The organism is Allokutzneria multivorans, assembly GCF_039537405.1.
Classification (GTDB): domain Bacteria; phylum Actinomycetota; class Actinomycetes; order Mycobacteriales; family Pseudonocardiaceae; genus Allokutzneria; species Allokutzneria multivorans.
On the sequence record NZ_BAABAL010000004.1, the window covers coordinates 168,897 to 185,226 of the forward strand.

The 16,330-nt window shown below is 66.9% G+C and carries 15 protein-coding genes and 1 tRNA gene; 9 read left to right on the top strand and 7 right to left on the bottom strand.

All coding sequences use genetic code 11. From position 1 onward, the window contains the following. Positions 1–14: 14 nt before the first annotated feature. A complete protein-coding gene (locus tag ABD798_RS02800) occupies positions 15–3,299 on the bottom strand; it encodes a CHAT domain-containing protein (RefSeq protein ID WP_344870865.1) in 3,285 nt (1,094 codons plus the stop codon). Between the two features lie 395 nt (positions 3,300–3,694). Here ABD798_RS02800 and ABD798_RS02805 point away from each other — a divergent pair, with 395 nt between their 5' ends. Together ABD798_RS02805 and ABD798_RS02810 are read left to right on the top strand one after the other, a co-directional pair. Then, positions 3,695–4,171, top strand: a complete 477-nt coding sequence (locus ABD798_RS02805; RefSeq protein WP_344870866.1) for a hypothetical protein — start codon at positions 3,695–3,697, stop codon at positions 4,169–4,171. 244 nt (positions 4,172–4,415) lie between these two features. Next, positions 4,416–4,889 (top strand): hypothetical protein, encoded by a 474-nt coding sequence (locus ABD798_RS02810; RefSeq protein WP_344870867.1) that lies wholly within the window; start codon positions 4,416–4,418, stop codon positions 4,887–4,889. A gap of 427 nt (positions 4,890–5,316) precedes the next feature. Here ABD798_RS02810 and ABD798_RS02815 read toward each other — a convergent pair whose 3' ends face one another. Next, entirely contained in the window at positions 5,317–6,957 is a 1,641-nt protein-coding gene (locus ABD798_RS02815; RefSeq protein WP_425549153.1) for a carboxylesterase/lipase family protein, read from the bottom strand. A gap of 104 nt (positions 6,958–7,061) precedes the next feature. On the opposite strand from ABD798_RS02815, the gene ABD798_RS02820 reads away from it, so the two are divergent. Beyond that, positions 7,062–7,460, top strand: coding sequence for a peptidase inhibitor family I36 protein (locus tag ABD798_RS02820; RefSeq protein WP_344870868.1), 399 nt, complete (start codon positions 7,062–7,064; stop codon positions 7,458–7,460). Positions 7,461–7,516: 56 nt separating this feature from the next. Here ABD798_RS02820 and ABD798_RS02825 read toward each other — a convergent pair whose 3' ends face one another. Both ABD798_RS02825 and ABD798_RS02830 read right to left on the bottom strand, forming a co-directional pair. Beyond that, positions 7,517–8,776: a glycosyltransferase 87 family protein gene (locus tag ABD798_RS02825; protein ID WP_344870869.1), complete on the bottom strand. Its 1,260-nt coding sequence runs from the start codon at positions 8,774–8,776 to the stop codon at positions 7,517–7,519. Positions 8,777–9,041: 265 nt separating this feature from the next. Next, positions 9,042–9,128: transfer RNA gene (locus tag ABD798_RS02830), tRNA-OTHER, on the bottom strand. 184 nt (positions 9,129–9,312) lie between these two features. Between ABD798_RS02830 and ABD798_RS02835 the strand changes: the two genes are divergently transcribed. From ABD798_RS02835 to ABD798_RS02845, 3 genes are all read left to right on the top strand, one after another. After that, on the top strand, positions 9,313–9,714 hold the full coding sequence (locus tag ABD798_RS02835) for a nuclear transport factor 2 family protein (RefSeq protein WP_344870870.1): 402 nt from the start codon (positions 9,313–9,315) through the stop codon (positions 9,712–9,714). Positions 9,715–9,801: 87 nt separating this feature from the next. Next, the gene (locus tag ABD798_RS02840) at positions 9,802–10,026 is read left to right on the top strand and encodes a hypothetical protein (RefSeq protein ID WP_344870871.1); all 225 of its coding nucleotides are present in this window, start codon (positions 9,802–9,804) and stop codon (positions 10,024–10,026) included. Between the two features lie 397 nt (positions 10,027–10,423). Then, the gene (locus tag ABD798_RS02845; protein ID WP_344870872.1) at positions 10,424–11,176 is read left to right on the top strand and encodes a dienelactone hydrolase family protein; all 753 of its coding nucleotides are present in this window, start codon (positions 10,424–10,426) and stop codon (positions 11,174–11,176) included. 156 nt (positions 11,177–11,332) lie between these two features. Here ABD798_RS02845 and ABD798_RS02850 read toward each other — a convergent pair whose 3' ends face one another. After that, positions 11,333–12,322, bottom strand: coding sequence for a ketopantoate reductase family protein (locus ABD798_RS02850; RefSeq protein WP_344870873.1), 990 nt, complete (start codon positions 12,320–12,322; stop codon positions 11,333–11,335). Between the two features lie 89 nt (positions 12,323–12,411). Here ABD798_RS02850 and ABD798_RS02855 point away from each other — a divergent pair, with 89 nt between their 5' ends. Then, positions 12,412–12,990, top strand: coding sequence for a TetR/AcrR family transcriptional regulator (locus ABD798_RS02855; protein WP_344870874.1), 579 nt, complete (start codon positions 12,412–12,414; stop codon positions 12,988–12,990). Here the strand turns inward: ABD798_RS02855 and ABD798_RS02860 are convergent. Further along, the gene (locus ABD798_RS02860; protein ID WP_344870875.1) at positions 12,979–13,926 is read right to left on the bottom strand and encodes a GlxA family transcriptional regulator; all 948 of its coding nucleotides are present in this window, start codon (positions 13,924–13,926) and stop codon (positions 12,979–12,981) included. The genes ABD798_RS02855 and ABD798_RS02860 overlap by 12 nt on opposite strands. Positions 13,927–14,050: 124 nt before the next feature. Here ABD798_RS02860 and ABD798_RS02865 point away from each other — a divergent pair, with 124 nt between their 5' ends. Then, on the top strand, positions 14,051–14,761 hold the full coding sequence (locus tag ABD798_RS02865; RefSeq protein WP_344870876.1) for a DJ-1/PfpI family protein: 711 nt from the start codon (positions 14,051–14,053) through the stop codon (positions 14,759–14,761). 6 nt (positions 14,762–14,767) lie between these two features. On the opposite strand, the gene ABD798_RS02870 is transcribed toward ABD798_RS02865, so the two are convergent. Next, the gene (locus ABD798_RS02870) at positions 14,768–15,715 is read right to left on the bottom strand and encodes an SDR family oxidoreductase (RefSeq protein WP_344870877.1); all 948 of its coding nucleotides are present in this window, start codon (positions 15,713–15,715) and stop codon (positions 14,768–14,770) included. A 154-nt stretch (positions 15,716–15,869) separates the two neighbouring features. On the opposite strand from ABD798_RS02870, the gene ABD798_RS02875 reads away from it, so the two are divergent. Next, positions 15,870–16,307, top strand: a complete 438-nt coding sequence (locus tag ABD798_RS02875; RefSeq protein ID WP_344870879.1) for an SRPBCC family protein — start codon at positions 15,870–15,872, stop codon at positions 16,305–16,307. The last annotated feature ends 23 nt before the right edge of the window (positions 16,308–16,330 follow it).

A 16,330-nucleotide genomic window follows, 5' to 3' on the forward strand; every position in this document is an offset into this window, starting at 1 on the left:
TCGTGGTGGCACTGTTACAGCCCCACTACAACGAACGGGGCCCAGTGTCGAGGGGCGCTGAACGGCTTGCGAGTGACGGCTTTGCGCAATCGTGATCGATCTCCGAACCGGTAAGCAGACCGATCTAAGTCGACACCTCTGAGATTGATGTCGGGGTGGTTGTGGATGAATTTCCTCATCTCACGTTCGGAGAGTTCACGCAGCCACAGCTGTGCACCGGTCAACGCGAGTGCCGCACCCCCAGGTCGAGCGCCGTCGAGCTCGATCGCGCAGAGAAGTTCGTGAAACTTGACCATCAGCAGACACGTGGCTAGATCGTTGACCGGCCAGAGAGACGCCACCACCGCAGCCGTGCCCGACATTAGGAACGCGCCAGGTAGACCCACATACTCGTTCGCCCTTCCCAGCACGCCGAACTTCCCCGACTCGCAGGCAGAAGCGACCACCAAGCGGCTTTCGACTCGCGTGCGTTCGGAGATTTCTTCAACGGTCAACGGCCCGTCCGACAGGAACAGGGCTGACCGGGCGGGATTCTCCAGGTCATTCATACCGTGACAAGCAAGATGCAGGTGAGTGGCGTCGCGCGCCACGCTCAGGAAGAACGCACGCGTGGCATCGTCGCCAACCCGAATAGTGTCCGCATCGGTTTGGTACAGCGAGTTGACGGCCCGTAGCTCGGCGCCCGCCCAACCCAGCCGCCTATCTTCATCTGACTCCTCGGGGTCACCCACGCCGGCGAACAGAGGGGTACGGCGTCCCAGACGTTCAACTCGGCGCTCACACGCGTTCAGCACCATCGCCGACGGAGCAACCGTCACAGCGGCCACATCGCTCAAGCAACGCGCCTTCGGTCGCGACCACCATTTGGTACTATTGCTGATAAAAGCCGCTCCCAGTGGGAACGCGCTGAGCATCCCGGACGGCACGACGGCGACCTCCCGAGCACCGATGCCGCATAGAACTGTAGCGAGGTCGTTTGCAAACGCCTTTCCGAGGAGCGCTTGCGCTTCACCGAGGGTTTCGTCCAAGCCTGCAGGCTTACTAAACAACAGGCCCGACCAGCCGTTCGGCGTAGCCGCGGAGAGGCATCTGACAAGGTCGGCACTGGTAATCGAACTGTCCGAGACCATATTGATCAGGAGTGATTGATCGTCACCGCCATCGGCCCGAGCAAGCAGGCACACCGTTCCTACGGCAGTTGAAATCAGGTAGACGAGAGGCCTCGTTGGCCGTGTCGCCAGCCAAACCTCCAATAGGGACGTTCCCGTCATAAAGTTCGCGAGTCCGGGAAGCAATCGAATCTCGGACACCACTCTTCTGAGCTCTTCTTGCGCAGGGCCTCGATCGTCACACGCCGTCAGTTGCTCCTGCCGACTGCGTTCTCGATAGTCACGGAAACGCTCCGCGAGGCGGAAATCTAGTGACTCCAGGAGGTTTAGATCCGCCTCGTCGCGGATCAACGTGGAGCCGAGAACTCGGGCGCGGGACTTCTCGATGACCAAAACTGCCTCGTCGAAATGCCCGGCCTTCGCGAGTACGTAACCAGCCCACTCGGCCAGCTTGGGGTAACGGGATGCTTCGAGCTCCCTTCCGTTGGCCGTTCCCCGATCACCGTAGAGTTGATCCAATTTCGTCACTGCGAGCGAGTAGAACTCAGCCGACGCCGTCCAGTCTCCGCGACGGGCGTAGATTGAACCAAGCTCCGCAGCCGCCCTTAGCAGTTCTCGACGCATGTCGGAGGTCTCGAAGAACTCGACGCTTCTCCGGAGGTGGTTAATGCCGACTTCCTCAGGAGCGCCGGTCATCTCCGCGATCCTAGCTAGCAGCTCGTGCACGATGCCTTGGCCTGTTCCCTCCGTGTCCGCCTGAAGCGCCAGAGCGGCCTCTGCATCGCGGCGAGCTGACTCCACGAGCTCCGTATTGACGGCGTTAAGATCGTCGGCCATGATCTCGGTTGCCCACCATGGCACCTCGTCTTCCCCGAATACTCCCGGGTTAATCTGAGCCATGTCGACGAAACCTGCCAGGATCGCGGCGATGTCGCCGAGCGACGTGCCGTCAGCGGTCAACCAGCTGATGACAGGTTGGTCAGCAGACTGCACCAGGCGATTGGCAATCCGCCTCCTGTTCTCCTGACGCCGTGCATCGAACAAATCCAGCAAAGTGGACGCCCTGTTTCTCAGTACGTATGCCTCATGGTCCGCTAGCGCAAGGTCCGAGTAGGCCTTACGCGCGTCTTCGTATAGGTCAATCGCCTCTAGTAACCGCTGTTGCTGCTCGTCGGACTCCGTCAAGATATCCGCGTATTTCGCAAGTGTGAACGCTAGATTCGTAATCGAGAAAGCCCAATCGAGCAAGTGTTGTTTTGGCGACCTTACTCTCAACGAGGCTCGACACAGGTCGATCGCCTCCCGAAGATTGTCAAAACGTGCACCTTTCTCTCGTTCCGCGAGAAGAATTGCCTTATTCATGACACACTTGGCCCACTCGCTGGGATGGGTATCCTCAGTGTAGTGAAAAAGAGCCTGATCGATCAATTCGATGGCGTTCTCAATGTTTTCCTCGCGATCGCCGTATGAAATTTTAGCAAACACCATCGACATATTCACGGAGGCGTGAGCGTAACTCTCTTTGTCCACTTCTTGAGTAAGCTCTCGAACCATCAGAAGGTCTGCGAGTACGGCATTGAGCTCCTCGCTAGTAAAAAACTGCTTGCCGCCAAGTATCTCCCCTGAGCGCCTTAGACGAAGTGCAACTTCCTCCTGTGTATCGCCTACCGATTGCGCGATTTTGATTGCTCGCTCGAACAACTCCCTGCGTGCTCCAATGTCTTGCACCTCACCCGAAGAGAGTGATTCACGGATGCGATCTTGCTCAGGGAAGAGAAATTCTGTTACGTACTCTTCCGCAGTCTGCAAACCTCGCCCCCACGCCACCGTCGGAGACTCCCCGCGTGCAAGGTCCTCGAACAAAAGGATGTGCAGGTCCGGCGGGTTGTGCTCTTCGACATCTACGCCACCGAACTCGTTCTGCAGGGTGCGCAAGAATTCGACGAAATCTGGCGTTGCCGCCTCGGGATGAGCGTTGACCAGTCGCTCCACGTCGCCGGCAGATTCAAGCTTCAATGACGCGAAGAAGGCAGGATGAAGGACTTGCAGTCGTTGCACCCTGCGGATTTCGGACTCCAGCAGCGTGAGTTCCCCTTTCATGTCAGCACGCGCTAGTTCAACCTTCTTCAGCCCCTCCATAAGGCAGTCATCTTGCATCATCAGCACGAGGGGAGTCAGGGCACGCGCCATGCTCACCACGAGCCCAGGTGGAGGTGGATAAGATTCCCCTATCGCATCCGCGACTTCACGAGGCCCGAAGGCCGGACGGCTATCAGCTGCCGGACAAGAAACGATAGGTAGGTCGACACGAATGTTAAAGAGCAACAATGGGGCCTTGATATGCAAACTTCGCTCACATCTGCCGCAAGGAAAGTTGGCGAGGCTGTTCGCATCTGCCGCAACCTCTGGATGCTCCGTTACGTCCAAGACGGTCCACACCAGTGGACTGTTGAGGTACCCGCACTCACACTCAGTAGGATCGATGATCCTACGCGAAACGCCCATCGCCAGAACCCCGCAAACTGTTAGTACGGCGGAACCCGTAGTGTACGGTCTCTGCCATTCGTGCCGACATGGAGGTCGTTGTGAATCGGAACGTCGTTACTTTCGCCGATGTCGCGCTCAGCTCCGGTGCAACTCGCGGAGATAGCGATAGGCCAGGAAAGGCCCTACCTGGCCAGTTGACGGCCGATGACTATTGGAGCCGCTTGGCAAAGTACGTTCCCATTGAGATGATCAGCGCGTATGTGCTGTTGAAGGGACTGATCGAGTCGGCTTACAAACCGGGACAGACCGCGCTCACGGTCGCACTTGGCGTGCTGGCGGTCTTGGGTGCGGCGACGACGTGGTTATTCTCCCGCCGCGTCCTGCGTGTCGTGCGCAAGTCTCAAGCCGTGCTGAGCGTCTTCGGCTTTCTCGTCTGGACCATCGCCACAGGCGGTGTCTTCGCCACCATGTCTTGGTACCAGCCGTGGATGGGCACAGCGGCAGTGATCATGTTCGGTGTCGCGGTGCAGATCATCCAACTTCCTCCGTTGCCCGTACAACCGGATAGGGCTTAGGTCTAATCGATGACAGCGCTCCAACGCTCGAGTTAGCGCAGCTGTCTGGCGTTGGCAGACCCTGCCAGCAGGTCGTAGGCAAGCTCGTGGATCGCGTGAGAGGTGTCGCACGCCCAGCTACAGCTCAAGGTGTGTGGATAGTGTGCAAGACGCTCGGACACTCCCTTACCCCACGGCTCTTCGGGTCCGTGGGTGTTTTTGTGTGACGACGAGGTAGATGCGTTGGGCAGCAAGGTAGTCCGGGTTGTCGGGCAGGCCAGCGGCCATCGCGGGGCTGGAGTCCATCGCCTGGACGAACAGCATCTCGGCGATCGACCTCGTGCGCGCGATCCCAGTCCGGCGACGCTCGACGACTTCCCGTCCGGCGCACCAGGTCTATGCCAACCCGATCACGTGCGGATACGACGGACAGGAACACCACGTCACCGCCACGGCCTTCCACAAGGGCCAGCTCGCCGCGCGCTACGTCGCACTGTGCGGGCACCTCGTCGAGCCGGTGCCCATGGCAGCACCGTCCGGCCCGGCGCGCGATGAGCAGATGAGCAGCGATCCGCCAGTCGACGCAAACGAGCCGACCAAGCCCGTGATCGACAGCCAGGCGAGCGCCTCGCGGGCGCTGTTCGCGTTGTTGATGTCCAATGTGGACGCAGGAAACGACGCGGCGAACGACGAACGGATCGCGCTCATGGACCAGCGTCGGTACCGCACACTCAACTGACAGGCCAGCGCGCCGCAACAGCCGTGCGTCGTCCCGTCCCGTGCTTGGTCATCCCAACCAGCGGCCTCAGCGCGGCCCCGTGGACGGGTGGGCCAGGTTGACGAAGTCCCGTCCCACCACGCCCATACGACCATTCATCCAAGTCAGCCACCCTGGTGCACCTGTCCCACCCGACCCCCGCCCTGGGGACGGGTCGGCTGGGCGGGGACGGACTGCGGACGTCATCGGTCAGATCGAGTCCGGCAGAACGAGGCGGGTGGTTACTGTGCAACTCGCTCCTCGGACACGCACACTATTCACACGGCCCACAGGCTTGATGGTCACATCAGCCTTGTGGGCCGTGTGCGTATATCGAACTTGCAGGCAGGGCCAGCAGCAGCTCGGGCACGTCCTCGGCCGTTCCGTACGCGTGCCGCATCGACGACGATTACGGGAGATCGAAGGGTGCGGGGGAGTGGCCTTCCCAGACCTGGCGGGATGCCTGTTCGGGGTAGGGCACGGTCTTCGACTCGGCGTCCAGGGCGCGGGTGAGGTGCTCGCCGGGCCGGTACTCCGACCAGCCCGCGTCGCCGGTGGTGATGAAGCGGACCCAGGCCTGCTGGAGTTCGCGGGAGACCGCGACGGCCTCGGGGGTGGCCTGCTCGCCGATGAGCTGGGTGCCGACGGGGCAGTCCAGCGTGCCGAACGCCAGGGGTACGTCGAGGCTGTGGCAGGCGCCAAGGACGCCGCCGAGGACGGGGGTGACCCAGCACAGTTCGAACAGGTACGAGGTGCCGCCGGCTGCGGCGTTCGCCTCGGCCAGCTTGTGTGACGGCATGCGGAAGAGGGCGTCGGAGTACACGGTCTCCAGCAGTTCCTCCGGGCTTGCGTGGGGCAACGCGGCTCGGTAGGCCCGCGCGCCGTCCGGGCGAGGGGCGAGCAGTTCCAGGGCTGCGTGGGCGTCCTGCTCGGTGAAGGTGCCATACCGTCCGCTCATCACGCTGAAGTACCGGAATTCGTCCCGGGCGTGGCCGACGAGCAGTTCGATCCCGCTCGCGCGCCCGTCGGTCAGCGCGGGCCACGGCGTTTCCGGGAGGACCTCGCCGTCGACGACGGGACACAGCGCGGAGCCGGTCTCCGTGAGACGCCCCCAGCGCTCTCGGTGCGCGTGGAGGCCGGCGTTGAAGGCGGTGAGTTCGGCGGCCAGGTGCCACGGGTCGGTGTCGCGCAGGGCCTCGGCGGTGGGGGCCGCCGCGCCGACCCGGTCGGCGAACTCGGCGGTGACCTGCCGCGCCAGCACCGGGGTGCTGTGCAACCCCGGCACCGAGTGGGTGATGGCCCGCCGGAACAGTCCGCGTGCTGACTTCATCGTGAGCAGGGCGGCGACCGAGCCCGCCCCGCCGGACACCCCGCCCACGGTGACCCGGCTCGGGTCGCCTCCGAAGGCGGCGATGTTGCGCTGCACCCACTCCAGCGCCGCGATCTGGTCGAGGAACCCGCGGTTGGGCGGAGCATCGTCGAGGAAGGCGAACCCCTCCGCGCCCACGCGGCAGTTGATGGTCACCACGACGACTCCCGCCGAGGTCAGGGCTGCCGGGTCGTACATCGGGTCGCTTGAGGCCGCCGCGAGGTAGCCGCCTACGGGGATCCACACCAGCACCGGCAGCCCCGCCGTGCCGGGATCCGGAGTTCCGACGTTGAGCGTCAGCCAGTCGCTTCCCTGCGGGGGTACCTCGATCGGCAGGGACAGCGGCGCCACGGGGCCGAACTCGACCGCCTGCCGCGTCCCCTCCCAGCGGTGCGGCGGCGCGGGCGCGGCGAAGCGGAGCGCCCCGACCGGAGGCTGGGCGTAGGGGATGCCGCGGAACTCCGCGTGTCCCTGCCGCCAACGCCCCTGCACCACGCCTTCCGTCGTCCGCACCTTCGGCTGCTCGGCCACGACCACCCCTTCCCCTCGATCGGATTCCAGGGTAGGGGTCAGCTTCGCCGCTGGGCGAGCGATCTTCGGCATGACGGAGGACGTGGCGACCGCCGAGGAGATCCTCACGTGGTCCGGGCTGATCAACCCCACGATCAACCCGGTGGACAAGCGCTGAGGTCACCTCGTGTTCATGGGTGGGTGAACCAGTGCGACGGGCGTCGTGGCCGCGCCTAGTTTGATTGCGCCCCAACGCCTTCCAGTCTCGGAGTCCCATGTTCAGGACGATCACGACCCTCGCCGCCGCCACCGTGGCCGCACTGCTCGTCGCGCCGACCGCAAGCGCAGGTGAGAGCTGCCCGAACGACACCATCTGCATGTGGGAGGACGGCGGCCAGACCGGGACGCGCTACGTCCAGGTCGAGCTCCGGCCGGGAGACGGCGCCCGCATCTACGAGATCGACGGGTGGGACGGGGACAACGAGATCAGTTCGATCATCAACAACACCGGCTGCGAGTTCACCCTGCGCGCGGAGGACCTCGGTGTGGAGGTCACCGGAGCAGGTCTGTGGCGGCTCGGCGCGCGCTCCCGGTACGACGACCTGAACCGGGTGTTCAACGATGCGGGGGTCTCGGCCAACGATGACGCGGAGAGCTTCATCCTCTGGTGCTGAGCGCGATGCGAGCGCCGCAAGGTTTCGTCGGCGGGTGAATCCAGGCCGTCGACGCATCAGTCCACAGTGGACAATCGGGCGGGCTCGCACCCCATAGCAGGACGTGCCCGGTTTGCCGCGCGAGCACGGTGAGCCAGCACCGCCACCACGGCGGCGAACGAGGCGACGGCGGTCAGGACGAAGGCGTTGCCCAGGAACCACTGCCCGAGCGTCCAGTGCTCCTCGCGCCCTTCGTTGCTGGGGACGTGGATGTGCGGCCCCAGGAAGAACACCGTCACGACCAGGGCCGGAACCACGAGGTGCCAGCTCGGGGCGCGCAGGAGGGTCGCGGCGAGCCCTGCGCCGGCGACGGCCACCCACACCCAGTGGTTGCTCCACGAGATCGGCGAGCACAGCAGGGTGGCGGTGGCGATCACCACCATCGCCTGGACCGCGACGACCCCGGCTCTCTCAGGGGTCGCGGCGCTGTCGGCGAGCAGGCGCCGCACCACGAACCACGTGGCGGTGAGCACCACCGCGACCCCGGCGAGCCAGAACGGGAAGCTCGCCGCCTTGTCCATGCCGAACCGCGCCAGCACGGCGCGCAGGGACTGGTTGGTCGCGAAACCGGCGCCGACCATCGTGTCGAGCTTGAACACCGTGGAAGTCCAGTACTGCAAGGAGTTCTGCGCGTCGAGCAGGAACCCGAGCAGCACGGTGCCCGCGAACGTCGAGACGGCGGTGAGCACGATCCGCCACCGCCCGGAGAAGGCGAAGAACAGCAGGAACGCCAGTGGAGTGAGCTTGATCCCGGCCGCGATGCCGATCAGCAGCCCGCGCGGCCACGGCGTGCGCGTCAGCAGGCAGTCCAGCACGACCAGTGCCATCAGCAGCACGTTGATCTGCCCGAGGTCGATCGTGCTCCGCACAGGCTCGGCGTCGACCATCACCGCGCTCACCACGGCGCCGACGCCGAACGCCGCCGCCCTGTCCAGCCCGCAGCGACGTGCGGTGACCACGCACGCCGCCACGAGCGCGAGCACCGTCACGACGGTCATCACCTGGCCCAGCGTCACGAGGGGCAGCACGGTGAACCCGCTGAAGACCACCGCCGCGATCGGCGGGTAGATGAACGGCAACGGGAACAGCAGCGGCCGCGGCGGGAACTCCGCGTCGAACAGGCCTCGGCCTGCCAGCCACGCCTCGCCGCCCGCGCGGAAGACGTCCAGGTCGACGATCGGGGCGGTGGAGACCTGCCGCAGCGCGAGGGCGAACGCCGTCACGGCGGCCACCACCGCGACGACCGGGTGCCGAAGAAGTCCGAGGAGCTTTGTCACGAGTGGATGGACGTCTTCGGCCACCTGCTCGTTGCGCGAGTGAAAACAAAAGAAAGACGAAAATAGCGAAAGGAATTCAACGAGCCCCGCCGCGGAGAGCGACCTGCTCGCCGAGTGCGGGCGTAGCCAGGACCTCGTTCACCGCCGCTTCGCCACTCGCGACGCGGTGATCGACGAGCTGACCGGGTGGCGGCCCAGCTGAGCCTGCAGACCCGGACGCCCCCGCCGTCTCTGCCAGGCGAGCCTTCGAACGCCCCGGAAGCGGTGGTGGAGGAGGGAGTCGAACCCCCTGTGTCTGACCTACCGACACCCGGACACGTCCAGGCGGGGCTCCCACAGCCCCATCTCCACCGCAGGATTCATCTTCGCCCGCGGGCGCCCGAGGGGGCAACCGCGTTGATGGTCTCGTCGACGATTCTCGTACTCGCGGTGCCAGAGCGTGGCATCAGGGCTGCTCGCCGCTCCTTCTCCTGACGTCCTCTTGGTCCCGATACTGTGCGAGAGGCCACCTCTACGCCGAGAGAGCAGGAGCGGGTATGACCGACGACGTGGCCAGCCAGGTGATCAAGGCTGAGCAGGATCGGATCAGCTGTCTCCTCGACGTGGATCGCGATGCCTACGACCGTTTGCACGCTGCGGAGTACCGGTTGTGCAACCCGACCGGCACCGTGTGGACGAAAGACGAGTACCTGGATCTCCTGACCACGGGGCGGCTCGTCTACCAGGAACTGGGGCTGATCGGCGATGTGGAGGCCATCGTCGGCACCGACGTCGTTGTTCTCCGCTACCGGTGCGTCATCCAACTCACCGTCGACGGCGCGGACATCCCTCGGCACGAGGCCTGGCACACCGACGTCTACACCGAGGACAGCGGCACGTGGCGTTGTGTCTGGTCGCAAGCCACCGGCATCGTGGACCTTTCTTTGGCCGCACCCTGACCCCGGCACCAAATGGGCTACTACGGCCGAGGCACGCGAAGCACTCCTCTTCCACTCGTGCACACACTCCGATGTGGACGATCCTCGGTGGCAGAGGGGTTTCCTCGGGGCGCCGCGGTCGGGATCTGCCATTTCGCGCGAGCCTGGGGCATCGCCGACGACGGCATGCTCCGCCGCAACGGCCTGATCAGTGACGCGGACGTGGCCCCGTTGCAGGAGTGGGTCTGCACCATCTCCTACGCGCTCACCATGGTCTTGGACGGCGCTGTCGACGAGGCCTTCGACGAGTACGTCCGGGATTGTCGTCGGTGACGATCGTGTCGGACCGAAGCGCCGCTGCCGCTCGCGTCGAGGTGCACCGCGCGCGTCGCCGACAGCACGAGGGTCGCGGCCAGCTGGAAGCAGAAAGTGTTGACGCACAACAGGACAGCCAGTGCTCGCAGGAGCTGGTGCCGACCGAACCAGAGCAGACCGTCCATGATCGCGGTGCGCACGGGCGGGCGCGCGCCGCTGCCTCGGCAAGCTCACCACCAGGAGGGCGAACGAGGCCGCGTCGACAACACCTCGGGAGGGGGTCGGTGTCACCGTGCTCTCCCTGACGACGCCGCTCGGCTTGGAGATCGTGCGGTCGACGCGGTGAGCGCACAAGCTGTTGGGCCGAGAGCGAACGTCGGCCAGAAGGCCGTTCGCGCTTGCTAGCTTCCAAAGCATGGTCACAACACGCGAGGTCACCTACGAGGTCGACGGGCTCACCATGGTTGCCCACCTGGCACAACCAGATGGCGAGGGACCTTGGCCCGCGGTGCTTGTCGGCCACGACGGGATCGGCCTGGAGAACTATCAGCGTGAACGCGCTGATCTGCTCGCCGAGCGCGGCTACGTGGCGTTGGCGATGGACTACCACGGTGGCCAGTGGTTCCCGGGAAACCCTGAAGCGATGCTCGCCCGCGTCCTGCCGCTGCTGGCCTCACCGGAGCGCATGCACGCCATTGGCCAAGCCGCGCTTGACGTTCTGCTGTCGGTGCCCGGAGCCGATGCGAATCGACTGGCAGGGCTCGGTTACGGAGCTGGCGGCAGCATCATCCTTCACCTCGCCCGCACGGGCGTGCGCTTCCAAGCTGTCGCCGCTGTCCATCCCGGCCTGGAGATCGCTCGCCCGGAGGACTGGGCCTCGGTCACCGGCACCGTCCTTCTCTGCACGGGCTCCGAAGACCCGATCTGCACGCCCGACCACGTCTTGGCACTCGGCCACGCGTTGCGCGACACCGAGGCAGACTGGCGCGTGAACATCTACGGCGGTGCCCAGCACGCTTTTTGGTCTGCACCAACCGATTCCGCTGGCGTGCCCAGCGGGAAGACCACTCACACCGTGCCCACCGTTCCCGGCGTGGAATACCACCCCGCACACGCGGCGCGGGCATGGCGGGCCGTGCTCGACCTGTTCGACGAGACGATCAGTTGAGTGTCACTGGCATCCGGCAGTTCCGCTCACGACCAGTTCATCGAGTAGATCACGTGGTAGCCGGTTGCCCGTGGACGGCGGCCTGTCTTCGCTGAGCGTGCCGACCGCCGACGCGTCGATCCCGAAGTGCTTGCGCGGCAAGGTGCTCCACTGGGCCTAGCCGATCAGCCTGCTCGCGTCCCGTGGTGTGCCAGAGCCAAGGGTCTCGAAGTACGGTTCGGCGGCTTCCAGTCGCGGTACCGAGACGCCCAGCCGTCGTGCTTCCGCCAGGGTGTCCCGGCAGACCTCGCGGGGCTCCTGGGCGTCAGGGTCGGAGTGCGCCGCAATGCTCGCGCGTGCGAGCGGGACATGGGCTGTCAGCCAGGCGAGCACCGAGGCCGTCAGCCAGGTGGGCGCCCAGAACATCAGCGCGTAGAGCCGGTAACGCCGCAGGTCGAGGCCGCGCGCTCGGAGCAGCGGCAGCAGTTCGCGACCGGTCAGCATCGCCTCGCGCAGGCCGCGCCCGTCCCCGGTCAGCTCGGACAGGGAGCCGAGCCGCAGGCCCTGCGAGAGCAGGGCGGCGTCCGCCACGAAGTGGCCCCACAACCAGGCGCGGAAGTCTGGCCGCTCCTTGGGGCGCAGTCCGGCATCGCGAAACGCTTGGCGCACAACCCTTTCCCGATCGGTCGGGGGCTGGCCGAGGGTGCCGAAGACGACCGACGGCAGCAGCGCCGCACGGAGCACGCCGTCCGCGCCGAAGCCGCCGCCGGCCTGGGGGAAGCCCCACGCGGTCTGGTCGGCGGGGAGTGAGCCGATCGCGGCCAGCGGCTCGGTCCAGACGTTGCCGAAGACCAACACCGTGGCCCGGCCGACGCGCGGGGCCAGGACGGCCGTCGCCTCGGCGAGGCGGTGATGCGGCACGCTGAGCACGATCAGGTCGAAGTCGTGCTCCGGCGGCAGTTCCTCGCGGTAGCGCACCGGCCACGTCTCGACGACGCGCCGCCCCCACGGACGGCGCCGCGCATCCATCAGGTCGAGCTCGACCGCGTCGCCGTACGTCGCGGTGCGGCCCGGCCGGACGTAGAACTCGACGTCGTGCCCCGCGTGGTGCAGGGCCCAGCCGTAAACGGTGGCGATCACGCCCCGGCCGAACATCAGGATCTTCATGCCGCACCCCGTGGACTACGATCGAACTGGAGACCATCTCCACTTGGCGAAAATATGGAGACTGTCTCCACTTGTCAACGAGGGGGGCCATGACCACCGGCAAACCGCTGCGGGCCGATGCTCGACGCAACCGCGACGTCCTCGTCGCCAAGGCGCGAGAGCTCTTCGACGCGGGCGAGTTCTTCGACCTGCGCTTCGACGACTTCGCCCGCCTCGCCGGGGTGGGCACCGGCACGCTGTACCGCCATTTCCCCACCCGGGAGGCGCTGGCCGAGGCGGTCTACCACGGGGAAGTCCTCGCGCTCTGCGAGCGTGCCCGTCAGCTGCGGCGCACGCTGCCCGCGGCGGAGGCACTGGCGGTCTTCCTGCGCGGAATGGTCGAGCACATGGATGTCCACAAGGGCCTCGCCAGGACGCTCGCGGTGCTCATGGCCGGTCGCTCCGGTGCGCTCGCCGAGGGCGGTCGGGAGCTGGAGCACGCCGTCACCGACCTGCTGGCCGCCGCCGTGCGGGACGGCGCCGTTCGCGACGACGTGGACGCCGGTGCCGTGATGATGGCGTTGCACGGCATCGGCGCGGCCCACGATCGTCCCGGTTGGCGGGCCGAGGCCGATGACGTCATCACCCTCGTGCTGGACGGGCTGCGCTGCCCGCGCTCATCGGGGTGACGGCCGGAACGTCCTTCGGTAGGCGCCCGGGTTGACCCCGACGATCTGTGTGAACTGGGCGCGGAAGTTGCTCGGCGACGGGAATCCGACCTGCGCGGCGATGCGGTCGACGGTGTGGTCGGTGATCTCCAGGAGTTCCTGTGCGTGCCGGATGCGCACGCCGGTGAGCCACTGGATCGGGCTCTGCCCGGTTTCGGCGTGGAAGTGCCGGGCGAGGGTGCGGCTGCTCATCCCCGCCGCGGTCGCGATGTCGGCGAGCGTCAGCGGGCGGTGGGCGTTCTCCTCGATCCAGGCCAGCGCCTTCTCCAGCGTCGCGGTCCGGTGCGTCGGTCGGTTGCGGAGGATGAACTGGCCCTGCCCGCCGGTGCGCTGCAACGGCGCGACGGCCAATCGGGCCGCGTCGGCGGCCACCGCGACGCCGTAGTCGCGCTCGACTATGTGCAGGCACATGTCGAGCCCGGCCGACGCGCCCGCAGACGTCAGGATCTGCCCGTTGTCGACGAACAACGCGTCCGCGTCGACGTGGACGGCGGGGTGGCGGCGAGCCAACTCGTCGGTGGCGAGCCAGTGCGTGGTCGCGCGCAGGCCGTCGAGCAGGCCGACCTCGGCGAGGGTGAACGCGCCAACGCAGATCGAGGCCACCCGAGTGCCCTTGGCGACCGCCGCGCGCAGGGCTCTGCCGACCTCGGGCGGCGTCGGCAGCGCGGGATCGTTGCGGCCCGGGACCACGACCAGATCCGCGCGGGCCATCTCGTCGAGCCCGGCCCCGACGGCGATGCGCAGTGGGCCCGCGGAGACCTCCGGCTCGGGCCCGGCGACCACGATCCGGTAGCCCGGGCGCCCGTCCGGCAGCCGGGCGCGTCCGAGCAGCTCCACCGGCGTGGCCAGATCGAACGCAATCACGTCGTCAAGGGCGAGCACCACAACCGTGTACACCTGCACAAACTACCTCACCGGGCAGATGGCGAGATTCAGGCGTTTGTTGTCCAGCGAGCCAATTGTCAAGGCGTCGGAGAGTGCGCAGCATGGCAGGTGATCACCGCCGACGAAAGGATCACCCATGCCTCAGCCGCGAGCCCAGTTCCTGCTTTTCGACGGGTTCGACCCGCTCGACGTGATCGCGCCGTACGAGGTCCTCTCCGCCGGGCGCGACCTCATGGGCGGCGGCGCGCTCGACCTCGAGTTCGTCTCCGCTGAGGGAGCGCGCGAGGTCGTTTCCGGCATCCGCGGCATCGCGCTCAACGCCACCGCGACGCTGGACCCGGCCGTCCCCGGCTACGTCGTGGTGCCCGGTGCTGCCGGCCCGCTGAACGGCGACTCGGACGAGGTCGACACCATCCCTGTGCAGCTTTCCCAGTTCGCTGCTGGCGCCGCGCTGCTGCTGCGCGAGTGCGTGGACAACCCCGCCGTTACCGTCGCGACGGTCTGCGGCGGGTCGCTCGGGCTGGCCATGGCCGGGCTGCTGGAGGGCCGCACGGCGACCACGCACGTCCTCGGCGTCGACCTGCTCGCGGCGACCGGCGTCACCGCCGTGCGCGCCCGCGTCGTCGACGACGGCGACCTCGTCTCGGCAGGCAGCGTCACCTCCGGCCTCGACCTCGGGCTCTACCTGCTCGAACGCGACTTCGGGCCGCAGATCGCGCACGCCGTCGAGGAGCTGTTCGAGTACGAGCGCCGGGGCACCACCTGGAAGAGCGGCGGCCTCGCCGGTCACTCCCGAGCTGGACGCCTGCCGCGCACTCGCGTCACGGGGCAGCGCAGCGATGTGTGAAGCTTTTCATGATCGCCCGGTCTGCCGGGAGCCGATGAGGTCCTCGGAGACCTGCCACAGACGGCGCGCGTCCTCAGCGTTGCGAAGGCGGCGATAGAGGGGCTGTTCGGCGGGTGCGCCGCCGAGGTGGGCCAAGCCGCCGGGGCCGTAGAGCGTGCCGGGTGCGGCATCGGGTGCGGTGGCGGCGAGCAGGGCGGGCAGCGGGGCGGTCTCGACCGTGCCGACGAGGATTCCCCGCGCGGACAGGGCGCGGATCACCCGCACGCCGAGGGTGTCGCTGGCACGGCCTAGCTCGGGACGGGCGGCGAGCAGGCTGGTGGGGGCGATGCCCGGGTGAGCGAGGGTGCTGGTGATGCCCCACCCGCCCGCCTCGCTGCGCCGGGCGAGTTCGAGCCCGAACAGGCCGACGGCGATCTTGGACTGGCTGTAGGCCTTGTCGCCGCTGTAGGAGCGCTCCCAGTTGAGGTCCGCCCAGTTGATGGCGTGCCGGTTGGCCGAGATGCTGATCTGGTTGGTCACCCGGGCGTTGCCCGCGCGCAGCAGTGGCAGCAGCGCGGTGGTGAGGGCGAAGTGCCCCAGGTGGTTGGTGCCGAACTGCAACTCGAAGCCGTCCTCGGTGCTCCTGCGCTCGGGCGGGGTCATCACGCCCGCGTTGTTGACGAGGATGTGGATCGGCTCGCCCTCCTCCAGCAGCTGCTCGCTCAGCGCGCTGACCGAGCGCAGCGAGGAGAGGTCGAGCTCCCGCAGCGCCACGTTCGCGCCCGGGGTCCGCTCGCGGATCGCGGCGACCGCCTTCGCGCCCTTGCCGGGATTGCGCACGGGCATGAGGACCTCGGCCCCGGCCGCGGCCAACCGCGCGGCGATGCCCAGCCCGACGCCATCGCTTGCGCCGGTGACCACGGCGCGCCTGCCGGAGAGGTCCGGGACCGTGATGCCGATCTTCTTGCGGGCCATCGCGCGCTCCCTGCTCGTCGAGTTGCCGCCCACGTTCGCCCAACGACGGCCGTCGAGCCACGGCGCGGCGACGTGAGTCAGCCGAAACCACCGGAAGGGGGACTACGAGCCCCGCAACGGGTACTCGGGTGCACGACCGTCGAAAGGACCATCGATGACCACCGTGTCCCGCACGTTCACCGTCCAGACCCCGCCCGACGTCGTTGTGCCGTACTTGGCCGACTTCGGCAACGCCGAGCACTGGGACCCCGGCACGCAGCGCTGCACCCGCAACGACAGCGGTCCCGTCCAGGTCGGGGCGAACTGGCACAACACCTCGACGATCGCGGGCATCACCACCGAGCTGACCTACACGCTCGAACAGCTCACCGAAGACCGGATCGTGCTGGTCGGCCGCAACGACACCGCCACCTCCACCGAGACGATCGAGATCGCGCCCAGCGGAGCGGGTTCGACGATCACCTACACCAACGAACTCGAGTTCAAGGGCGTTGCCAAGCTCGCCGCGCCGCTGGCCAAGGTGGTGTTCGAGAAGCTGGGCAACGACACCGAAGAGCGGATGACCGACGTGCTCAACGGTTTGCCGCGCTAGCGCAGCCGACGTCGGCCAGCGCA

Bases quoted from the DNA above. Each gene is read 5' to 3' on its own strand.
- ABD798_RS02845 (WP_344870872.1), top strand. From the start codon at position 10,424: ATGGTCACAACACGCGAGGTCACCTACGAGGTCGACGGGCTCACCATG.
- ABD798_RS02800 (WP_344870865.1), bottom strand. From the start codon at position 3,299: ATGGCGCGTGCCCTGACTCCCCTCGTGCTGATGATGCAAGATGACTGC.
- ABD798_RS02850 (WP_344870873.1), bottom strand. From the start codon at position 12,322: ATGAAGATCCTGATGTTCGGCCGGGGCGTGATCGCCACCGTTTACGGC.
- ABD798_RS02875 (WP_344870879.1), top strand. From the start codon at position 15,870: ATGACCACCGTGTCCCGCACGTTCACCGTCCAGACCCCGCCCGACGTC.
- ABD798_RS02820 (WP_344870868.1), top strand. From the start codon at position 7,062: ATGTTCAGGACGATCACGACCCTCGCCGCCGCCACCGTGGCCGCACTG.
- ABD798_RS02865 (WP_344870876.1), top strand. From the start codon at position 14,051: ATGCCTCAGCCGCGAGCCCAGTTCCTGCTTTTCGACGGGTTCGACCCG.
- ABD798_RS02870 (WP_344870877.1), bottom strand. From the start codon at position 15,715: ATGGCCCGCAAGAAGATCGGCATCACGGTCCCGGACCTCTCCGGCAGG.
- ABD798_RS02855 (WP_344870874.1), top strand. From the start codon at position 12,412: ATGACCACCGGCAAACCGCTGCGGGCCGATGCTCGACGCAACCGCGAC.
- ABD798_RS02835 (WP_344870870.1), top strand. From the start codon at position 9,313: ATGACCGACGACGTGGCCAGCCAGGTGATCAAGGCTGAGCAGGATCGG.